Origin of the sequence: Enterococcus sp., assembly GCF_022711995.1 — a bacterium.
Classification (GTDB): Bacteria; Bacillota; Bacilli; order Lactobacillales; family Enterococcaceae; genus Enterococcus_D.
On the sequence record NZ_JALAHI010000150.1, the window covers coordinates 1 to 9,770 of the forward strand.

Below are 9,770 nucleotides of genomic sequence, written 5' to 3' on the forward strand. Positions count from 1 at the left end.
CAAGAGCATGATCTAGCTCTTCTGTCAGCCACGTATTTTCGGCAGCGTCATCTAGCGACAACCGGTTTTCTTTAGAAATAATCACTAAATCAGGCTTGTCCTCCAACTCTTTGGCTAATTCCGCGATGCTACTATCCTTCCAGTGAGTCTTTTGTGGCAACTGATTCAGAATGGTTTCGGTAAATTGAACTAACGGCTCGTGGGGATGATAAGGATCACCCAAAATACTCAATACTTTTTTCATAAATGAATCTCCTGTCTCAACAAAGAAAAGAGTGAAAATAAAAGTTTTCTCTTTCTACTATTGAAAGAATTGCTTTTAATTCCACTCTTTTTTTAAATAGCAGATGCCGCTGGCGAATTTTATAATCGTTTACTTTTTCAAAACAACGTCTACCTATTCGGTTGCGGTCATGCAAGCGACACTTGTTTATTTACTAGAATCTTCCACTGTTTCTTCAGTAGAATCTTCCACTGAATCAGTTTTGATTTTTCCTTTTTCTTCACCGTATGATTTCAATTCTGCTGCTGGAACATATTTTACATCGATTGGAATCGTTGCATCGATTTTTTCTCCATCAATTGATTTTACCAAGTTTTCAATAACTTGATAGCCAATTTGGTAAGCATCTTGATCTACGATTGCAGTAATACGGCCATCTTCAATACCTTTTAACCATGTGTCAGTGTAGTCAAATCCATAGTGTAAAATTTTTCCGGATTTTCCTTGAGATTCAATGGCACTCATTACACCCACATCTGGTCCTTCAGAACCCAATGAGAATACTGTTACCAAATCTTTATTCGCTGAGATATAGCCTTCTAATTGTTTTTTAGATTCAGAAGGTTGATCATTGTCTTGGATTGTTGCCAAGAATTTGAAGTTTTTAGCATCTGCGCCATACACTTCTTCAAAGCCTTCTTTCAAGCCTTTTTCGCGATCAATCATTGTTGGCTGTGCCACATCCACACAAACAATAGCAATCGAACCTTCAGTAATTCCTTTTTCTTTCATTTCTTCCGCAGCACGTTTTCCAAGTTCTTTTCCGGCAGAAACGTTGTCTGTTCCAACATAAGCCGTACGATCATCTGGATTTTCTAAGTCAGCATCAAATGTGATGACAGGAATATCTTTATCCATTGCTGCTTTGATTGGATCAACAAAGGCTTTCTTTTCGATTGGTGCAATAGCAATTCCTGCGACATTTTTAGCAGTTGCTTCTTTAATAAAGCCAATGTGTTTTTCTTTTTTACTTGGTTCAGCAGAAGGAGATGTTTTTGTAACTAATGTGTAACCAAGCTCTTTGGCAGCATCCTCGGCACCTTTTTTCATAGGATTCCAGTATGCCCCTGTATCAACGATAGGAATGAAATACAGTGTTTTGTCATTGTCGCTGCTGGCCGAGCTCCCGTTACTACAGCCAGATGCCAATAAGACCATTGTCATCAAAATACCCGTTAAAACAATTTTGCTTTTTCTAAACATTTTTATCCGCTCCCTATTTGTTTTATCTTTTATTATCAATTAATCATTTTAAGACTGACGACTTGCGCGCCGTTTCAAATAATCAATAATAATAGCAAAAATGATTACCAAACCTGTCACAGTATCTTGCAAGAATGAGTTTACCCCCATTAGCGTTAGACCATTCTTGAATATCTGCAACGTTAAGATACCGGCAACTGCTCCGCCGATGGTTCCAATACCGCCACTAAATGAAGTTCCCCCCATAATCGCTGCTGCCATCGCAAACAAATCTAATCCATTGGCATCCTTAGAGGCGCCTCCGTTCAAATTCGATACAATCAGCAATCCGGCAATAGCAGCCAGCATACCTTCGATAGCAAAGATTTTCACGATATGTAAATCAACATTGATTCCAGAAAGTCGTGCGGCTTCTTGATTGGATCCTACTGCATACGTATATTTTCCTAAACGCGTCTTATTCATAATAAAAACAAAAATGATAATCACAATGGCAAAGATCAACGCATTGCTCTTGATCATTTCCGTTCCAATAGGTGTTTTAGCAAGTTTGTTGAACCATTCCGTGTCTGAACCAATAAATTGCTCATCCGTGAAAAATCCTAACATTCCTTTGATAACATAACTGGTACCTAAGGTTAAAATAAATGCGGGTAAATCAAACTTCTTAATTAAAAGCGCATTCATAATTCCTAATAGAGCACCCACACATAATGAGATGACGATTACAACTGGTGCCGGCATTCCTAGGTTAGCTGTATATAACCCAACCATACCAGCTGCCATCCCTACATAACCAATGGACAAGTCAACGTATCCACAAATCAACACCATGGCATAAGCGACCGTTAAAATTCCGACTGGTGGAATTTGTTGCAAAAAGTTTTCCACATTATAGGTACTTAAGAAGTCCCCATTGGCAAATGAGAAATACGCCACCAGAACGATTAACACAATGTAGACCGAATAATTCATAAAAAGCGTTTTTAGGTTCCATTTTTGTTTTGCATTTTCCATATCTATATCTCCTTCATTTAAACAAAGATAAGTGAACTCGAGATGAATCCAGTAATTATTTTATTGATCCGTTGTAGCGTATTTCATAATTAATTCTTGCGCTTCATCTCTTTTATCTGCATACTCACTGACCTTAATTTCACCGGCGATCGTGCCTTCACAGAACACTTGGATCCGGTCGCAGATCCCTAACAATTCTGGTATTTCAGATGAAACGATCAGAACCGTCTTCCCTTGCAGCGCCAGCTTATTAATAATCGAGTAGATTTCTGATTTTGCCCCGACATCAATTCCTTTAGTTGGTTCATCAAAGATGTATAGTTGACTATCCTTGTTTAACCATTTTGCTAAAACAACTTTCTGCTGGTTTCCTCCAGAAAGACTGGCAACAGGATTCTCAATATCACTGACTTTGATATTAATATCTTTAACAAATGTCTGCGCATGCTCTTTTAACTGGTTTTGATTTAAAACAAAATTTTCTAAATTGGTGATATTGATGTTGTCTTTGATCGAAAGATTTAGCAATAAGCCTTGATGTTTGCGATCTTCTGTTAATAAACTGATCCCATTGCGAATCGCATCAACAGGGGATTTTATTGACACTTTTTGTTGGTTGATCTTAATTTCGCCGGTCTTCATGCGGTCTGCACCAAAAAGCAAACGCATCGTTTCTGTTCGGCCACTACCTACCAATCCAGCAAATCCAAGAACTTCCCCTTTTCTTGCTTCAAAACTAACATCCTTCACACGAGACAGATGGTCCGATAAATGATTGACCTGCAAAAATGGTTCACCAATTTTTGTTGGTTGTTTGGGGTATAAATCTTTGATCTCACGCCCTACTAACATAGATATGATTTGATCTTCGGATAAGTTTTTCACTTCATCCGTAGCGATATACTCACCATCACGCATAATCGTGATTCGTTCACCTAATTCAAAAATTTCTTTCATCCGGTGGGAAATATAGATACTTGAAAAGCCTTTTTCTTTTAATCTTCGAATAATAATAAATAATACTTCGACATCCTTGTCGGATAATGAGGTTGTTGGCTCATCAAAAATGATGACTTTTGCATTCAGGCTCAGCGCTTTTGCAATTTCGATTAATTGTTTGTTAGCTGTGGATAACCCAGCTACAAGATCAGTTGGCTTCACGTTCGCATCAATAAGATTCAACCAATACTGAGTATCTTCATAAAGTTTTTTGTAATCGACAATTCCTAGTAACTGATTCTTATAAGGCAAACGGCCTATGAACACATTTTCTGCAACAGATAAATCTTCCGCTAAATTCAGCTCTTGATGCACAAAGCCAATTCCTAACTTAGTTGCTTTTTCTGGAGTCATTTTCTGGATTTCTTCTCCTTCAAAGATGATCTCTCCCTCATCTTTGTCTATCAGACCCGCTAAAATGTTCATCAATGTTGATTTTCCAGCTCCATTTTCTCCCATGAAAGCATGGATTTCACCTTTTCGAACTTCTAGTCTTGCTTTTTTTAAAACATGTACAGGCCCAAAACTTTTTTCAATATTTGTCATTGAAAACAAAAGCTCATTTTCCATGGAAACCTCCTTCTTGTAAAAAACGTCAGTCTATTTTCTACAATAATCGAAAACATTTATTCTACTGAGCAGGAGTGAAACGAAAATCGTCTGATTGCTCCTGCTCAGACTATTTCTACATTACTGACCAAGTAGTTTAGACTAAATAATCATTCAAGCGTGATTTGACATATTCGATGTGGCTAGAGTCTAACTGAATATCTTCTAATTTCAGTGCATATTCGGTCAGACTTTCTAAGTCTTCTTGATCGGAAACAATGGAAGCACCGATCCCTGTCTGGAAGCTGGCATAGCGTTTTTCTTTCAATTCATCAAAGAAACGATCTTCTTTCAATTTAGCCGCTGCTTTCAAGCCTCTAGCAAATGTATCCATTCCGGCGATGTGTGCTAAGAACAAGTCTTCCATTGCAAAGCTCGAGCGCCGAACTTTTGAATCGAAGTTAATGCCGCCAGGAGCAATACCGCCATTTTCTAAGACACCATACATGGCAAGTGTGACATCGTAAACATTCGTCGGAAATTCATCCGTATCCCAGCCTAGCAAGACATCACCTTGGTTGGCATCTAGTGATCCTAATGCTTGATTGATTCTTGCAACTTCGATTTCATGTTCAAATGTGTGACCTGCTAGAGTCGCGTGGTTGGCTTCTAAATTTAATTTGAAGTCACCTTCTAACCCATATTTTTGAATAAATTGCAGTGCAGTAGCTGCATCAAAATCATATTGGTGTTTGCTTGGTTCTTTTGGTTTGGGCTCAATCAAGAATTGTGGTTTATGATTGATTTTATTTCCGTAAGCGACTGCCATTTTAAACAAGCGGGCAATGTTGTCTTGCTCAAATGCCATATCTGTATTCAGCAGCGTTTCATATCCTTCACGTCCGCCCCAAAACACATAATTTTCTCCACCGAGTTTTTTCGAAATATCTAATCCTTTTTTTACTTGAGCAGCTGCATAAGCGAAAACATCTGCATTATTTGTTGATGCAGCCCCGTTGATGTATCTTGGATTACTGAACATATTCGCTGTATTCCAAAGCAATTTGATTCCCGTTCGGTCCATTTGTTCTTTGATGAGATCGGTGATTTCATCTAAGTTATTGTAGAACTCTTCTAGGCTATCGCCTTCAGGTGCAATATCGACATCATGGAAGCAGAAATACTCTGCGCCTAATTTTTCTAAAATTTCAAAAAAAGCAACTACTCGGTTTCGGGCAGTTTCCATTTCTGTTTTGCCAAACCAAGTACGTTGATTCACTGGTAACCCAAATGGATCACTACCGTCTTGTGTCATTGTATGCCAGTATGCAATAGCAAAACGCAAGTGGTCTTTCATGGTTTTGCCAGCAACAACTTCCTCTGGATTATAGTGACGAAAAGCAAATGGATTTGATGTTTGAGGGCCTTCGTACTTAATTTTTTCTACATTTGGAAAATAACTCATTCTCTATTCCTCCTAAAAACAAAATAACGACATTTGCTAGTTCGTTTATCTTACGAACTAACTCAACAAAGATATTGTATCCGCTTTCCGATAATTAGTCAAGTGCTATTTACAAATCAAATAATTCTTCTTATCTAGTCTTTTTTCCAGATAAAAATGTTTATTAATAGGGATTTTATTTGGTTTTACAACCAAAATAACTAGCAAAAAAACGAGAAAACATCTACAATAAAGTTAGTATATTTAATGAATAAATTAACGAGGTGTATTTATTTATGACGAAATCAACTTATATCAGCCGGACAAAAAACGAATCTCTCTGTCTAGAATTAATCATGAACAATCACAATCTTTCCCGTGCAGACCTTTCAACAATGACTGGACTTACCAAAGCCACCACTTCCGCTATCGTCAAAAAATTAATTGAAGATCAACTAGTCATCGAGATCGGTACGGGTGAATCCAGCAATGTCGGCGGTCGCAAACCAATCATTTTGCAATACAACGGGAAATCGGGCCTTTCCATTTCCATTGATATTGGCTACAACTATATCAACGGATTGTTGGCTTTTCTTGATGGTGAAGAAGTTCAGTCCATTCAAAAAAAACCGATCCATTTAGATGAACATACGATCAAAGACCATTTCACTGAGCTTTTTAAGCACTTTGAAAAAACACTGCCCGAAACCTATTATGGCATTATTGGTGTAGTGATCGCTGTTCACGGTCCTGTTCATGAGGGCAATGTCATCTTTACGCCCCACCACGAGCTGGCTCAGATTCCATTCCGTGACATTGCCGAAGAATTAGTCGATTATCCGGTCTACTTGGAAAATGAAGCGAATCTATCTGCTTTAGGGGAGTATACTTTCTCTTCGAAATCTTCTAGTTTGATCTGTATCAATATGCATAGCGGCATCGGTGCAGGAATCGTGCAAAACGGTATTCTGCAAACCGGAACAAACGGATTGGCAGGAGAAATCGGGCATCAAATTGTGGTACTTGATGGGATTGAGTGTCCTTGCGGCAATCACGGCTGTTTGGAGATGTACGCGGCAAATAAAGTTTGTTTTGAAAAATTTGCGGACATAAAATCGATGGATTACGTGAATGCCATCATTTTGCGGGAATATTACCAAAATAATGACGCGGATGCGATTCGTGTAACTGAGGAAAATGTCCATTACTTGAGTGCCGGTATCAACAATCTAGTTGTACACTATGATCCAGAGGTCATCATCTTGAATAGTTCGTTGTATCATGAAATTCCGGCTATGATTGAGCAGTTAACAAAATCACTACATAGCCGTTTCTCTGAAAAAGTGATCGTTAGAAGTAGTCTATTAGACGAGAAAGCCACCCTGCTAGGCGGCCTTGTTTTTAATCTCCAACGTTTCTTAAACATCAAACACTTAAAGCTAACCAATTAACTGCTGCACTATCCGCATGTTTTTTATCACTTACCTATTCACATTACTCCTAATAAATAGCCCTTAACTAGGTGTCCATTTTAACCTAGCTAAGGGCTTCATTCCTATTCTTGTCTTTATGTCTAGCCTTGTTGCTTGCTATTTTACGGAATCAGCTTCATCCCCATATTCCTTGTATTCAAAGAAATCAAATTGGGCTTCGGTCTCATATCCAGAATAATCGACAGCAGCTAACCCCACAAATGCTCCAGTGAAAAAGCCGCCAGATGTTTGCAATACATAGTCATCTGATAAAACAGCCGCATTTAGTGTCACAGGAATTGTCTGCCAAACGTTGCCATCAAAAGAGTATTCATAGGTATATGTTTGCTTTCTTGCTTTTGTTTTAAACCAGACATATTCCGTTCCCTCCGGAACTTTGATAGCTGCATCTTTTAAATAAGAGGTGTAAACGCCACGGTTATTTTCAGCTACTTCAATAACGGTGCCATTTATTTCGTTCCACGTCACAAATACAAAGGACCAATGCTTGCCATTATAATAGTTGGTCAATCCTGCCATTTGCTGATAAGAAAATGGCGAAAATTTCACTTTCGTCACTGCATCAAAATAGAAAGCTTGCCATCTGCGTGCAATCATGGATAAATCATGGCAATTAGCAAGACTCCCTCGGCCAATCAATTGCAGTTGTCCGTTTCCGACACGCCCCATCTGACTTGAAAATGGCACGCGCAGTGTATTCCAGTTTATATCCAGTTTTTCTTCTTGGAAATCATCGATTTGCGAATGATCCTTTGGTGCTTCCGTCAAAATTGCATCTTTAGGTGCATCAACATAGGTTGTTCCTCCGCGCCCCCCTACAATTCTTGGCCAGCCCTCTTGATCCCACTCGACTTTTTGAATCGATGTTTCTCTACCTAAGGTTGACCACCCTCTTGGATCAGTAATCGATTCATTTGGATGATGCCATGGTCGCGCTGCCAGTGAGGCATAATACCATTCACCGCTTGGCGTGTCCACTAACGCACCATGTCCTTGTTTTTGCAGATAGGAATTTGGCGTATCAAAGTTCGTTATGAATGGACCATCGGGTTCTGTTTCAAATGAATCGGCATCTAATGTTTTAGAACGAGCTACCACTTCTTGGTGGGTAAAAACAGTGCCCCCTTCTGCCGCAAAAAGATAATAATAGCCATTTATTTTGTAAAGATGTGGTCCTTCAACTAATTTCACTGCTGTCCCGCGATAGATGGTTCTGGCAGTATCCGGTTTTAACTTCATCGTCTGTGTATCAAATTCTGTTAATGTGATTCCGTCAAATGGATGATGATATTCTCGGTGATCCCATGTTTGCTGAACCAAATATTTGCGATTGTCTTCATCATGAAACAATGAAGCGTCGAAACCAACACCATTCAATTTAATCGGATCGGACCAAGGACCTTTAATATCTGTCGCTGTCGTCAAATAATTGGTCATATCTTTAAATGCGCCATCAACTACTTTGACATCCGTATAGACCAACCAAAATTTTCCATCTGCATAAGAAAGATCCGGTGCCCAAATCCCGCCAGAAGAAGGGTTGCCTTTCATATCCAACAATGTCGTTGTTGACAAAGGAGAAGGCAATAGATTCCAATGAACCAAATCTTTGGACTCATGCAATCTCACTCCCGGAAACCATTCAAATGTCGAATTAGCGATATAGTACGTATCTTCGACGCGAATGATCGACGGGTCTGCATTAAAACCAGGCAAAACAGGATTTTTAATTTTCATACTAACTACCTCCGTATATCTATTTAATAAAGGGCGGCTTTTTTATCATCGATTTTCAAGCAGCCTAAACTCTTTCTATCAACAACTACCCAAATGAAACGTTTTCATATTTGTGGATGATCGAGACTTTGCACCAGCTAACAATTCTTCTAACAATATTTAGATCACACAATGACAGTGATCCGACTAAGTAACAGTTACAGTAACTTTTCGGTAATAGACGCTTTCTTCCCTGATTGCTTCTTCTCTTTTCTGAGCTAGCCACACTTCTGAGGTAAGAATCCTTTTATAGCTCTTTTTCTGTTCTTTTGATTCAATTTCTCATTTGCTTTGTCTCCTGATTTGAAAACGTAACTGTAGCAATATTTTTAATAAGATCGTTTTACTGTTTTTGAGCAATCGTTTCTCAAAAAATTCCTCAGAGCCTGCTGAATCCTTTGACAGTGAGTGTAACCGACGACTAACAAAAACAGTTAGTTTGGAAATAAAACGAACTAACTACATTTTTTATAGTACACGCTTTCAAAAGAAAAAGCAAGCCTTCTTTTGCTCCTATAAAAGAACCCGACTTCTTGCACCCTCCCTCTATTCAGCTATCCTTTTTCTGCTATTCCTTCACCACACAGAAGAACCCTGTTCGTCAATTTGTTTATGAAGATTTTTGCTTCTTTCATTTACATTGCCTATAAAACAATTCATTAAAAAAACGATTTAGGTAATGTAACGATTCCCCTCACCTGTTATAATAATAAAAAAATAGTATTTATATATATTTATCAATTCAAGAGGGTGGTAATAAATACTAACTGATAGCTGCCTGTAGTGGACAATCGCTGCCTCTTCCTTCAAGACTCGTTTCTTCGGAAGCCGATACAAATGGGGGTAAAAACACGCCTATTCTGGTGATCATTGAGTAACTCTTCTCGCAGGTTCTGACCCGAGAAGCTCTCTGAATCAAGTTCCAAGCGAAACAACTTCAGATCTTTTGCTCTCTCGATAGATAGATAGAGATTTGCATAAGTGATCCAACACTAGATACTTGGCG

Annotated in this window: 6 protein-coding genes and 1 pseudogene; 1 reads left to right on the top strand and 6 read right to left on the bottom strand. The window is 38.7% G+C overall.

The window, feature by feature from the left end:
• From Q0A12_RS14740 to xylA, 5 genes and pseudogenes are all read right to left on the bottom strand, one after another.
• A pseudogene (locus Q0A12_RS14740) lies at positions 1-244 on the bottom strand (hypothetical protein); the annotation flags it as partial.
• 186 nt (positions 245-430) lie between these two features.
• Positions 431-1,486, bottom strand: coding sequence for a sugar ABC transporter substrate-binding protein (locus tag Q0A12_RS14745; RefSeq protein ID WP_291293384.1), 1,056 nt, complete (start codon positions 1,484-1,486; stop codon positions 431-433).
• 48 nt (positions 1,487-1,534) lie between these two features.
• Entirely contained in the window at positions 1,535-2,503 is a 969-nt protein-coding gene (locus Q0A12_RS14750) for an ABC transporter permease (RefSeq protein ID WP_291293385.1), read from the bottom strand.
• A 60-nt stretch (positions 2,504-2,563) separates the two neighbouring features.
• Positions 2,564-4,072, bottom strand: a complete 1,509-nt coding sequence (locus Q0A12_RS14755; protein ID WP_291293386.1) for a sugar ABC transporter ATP-binding protein — start codon at positions 4,070-4,072, stop codon at positions 2,564-2,566.
• 136 nt (positions 4,073-4,208) lie between these two features.
• A complete protein-coding gene (gene xylA, locus Q0A12_RS14760) occupies positions 4,209-5,516 on the bottom strand; it encodes a xylose isomerase (RefSeq protein ID WP_291293387.1) in 1,308 nt (435 codons plus the stop codon).
• 275 nt (positions 5,517-5,791) lie between these two features.
• Between xylA and Q0A12_RS14765 the strand changes: the two genes are divergently transcribed.
• Positions 5,792-6,946, top strand: coding sequence for an ROK family transcriptional regulator (locus tag Q0A12_RS14765; protein ID WP_291293388.1), 1,155 nt, complete (start codon positions 5,792-5,794; stop codon positions 6,944-6,946).
• A gap of 138 nt (positions 6,947-7,084) precedes the next feature.
• Here Q0A12_RS14765 and Q0A12_RS14770 read toward each other — a convergent pair whose 3' ends face one another.
• Positions 7,085-8,725, bottom strand: a complete 1,641-nt coding sequence (locus Q0A12_RS14770; RefSeq protein WP_291293389.1) for a glycoside hydrolase family 43 protein — start codon at positions 8,723-8,725, stop codon at positions 7,085-7,087.
• Positions 8,726-9,770: the final 1,045 nt, after the last annotated feature.

Coding starts and splice junctions, on each gene's coding strand:
- Q0A12_RS14745 (WP_291293384.1), bottom strand. CDS start 1,486: ATGTTTAGAAAAAGCAAAATTGTTTTAACGGGTATTTTGATGACAATG.
- Q0A12_RS14750 (WP_291293385.1), bottom strand. CDS start 2,503: ATGGAAAATGCAAAACAAAAATGGAACCTAAAAACGCTTTTTATGAAT.
- Q0A12_RS14755 (WP_291293386.1), bottom strand. CDS start 4,072: ATGGAAAATGAGCTTTTGTTTTCAATGACAAATATTGAAAAAAGTTTT.
- xylA (WP_291293387.1), bottom strand. CDS start 5,516: ATGAGTTATTTTCCAAATGTAGAAAAAATTAAGTACGAAGGCCCTCAA.
- Q0A12_RS14765 (WP_291293388.1), top strand. CDS start 5,792: ATGACGAAATCAACTTATATCAGCCGGACAAAAAACGAATCTCTCTGT.
- Q0A12_RS14770 (WP_291293389.1), bottom strand. CDS start 8,725: ATGAAAATTAAAAATCCTGTTTTGCCTGGTTTTAATGCAGACCCGTCG.